The 348-nt window shown below is 76.1% G+C and carries 1 protein-coding gene; it reads left to right on the plus strand.

All coding sequences use genetic code 11. The annotated features are described in order from the left end of the window. Positions 1–348, plus strand: a 348-nt coding sequence (locus B4M60_RS15280) for an FAD-binding oxidoreductase (RefSeq protein WP_291086176.1), incomplete at both ends; no start/stop codon positions are given.

Genomic DNA, 348 nt, shown 5'->3' on the forward strand with positions numbered 1-348 from the left:
CGCGCGCGGCGGCGGTACGTCCATGGCCGGAAACGCGATCGGCACCGGCCTGGTGCTGGACCTGTCCCGGCACCTGGACCGGGTCCTGGCGGTGGACGAGGCCGCCGGGACCGTCACCGCCGAGGCCGGCACCGTGCTCACCTCGCTGCGCGCGGCGGTCCACGAGTCCACCGACTCGCGACTGACCTTCGCCCCCGACCCCTCCAGCCAGTCCCGGGCCTGCCTGGGCGGGGCGATCGGCAACGACGCCTGCGGAAACCACTCGGTGCGCCACGGGCGGACGTCCGACCACGTCGAGGCCCTCCGCCTGGTCACCGCCGACGGCCTGCGCCTCACCGCCACCCGGAC

Source organism: Dietzia sp. UBA5065 (assembly GCA_002415925.1).
Taxonomy (GTDB): Bacteria; Actinomycetota; Actinomycetes; order Mycobacteriales; family Mycobacteriaceae; genus Dietzia.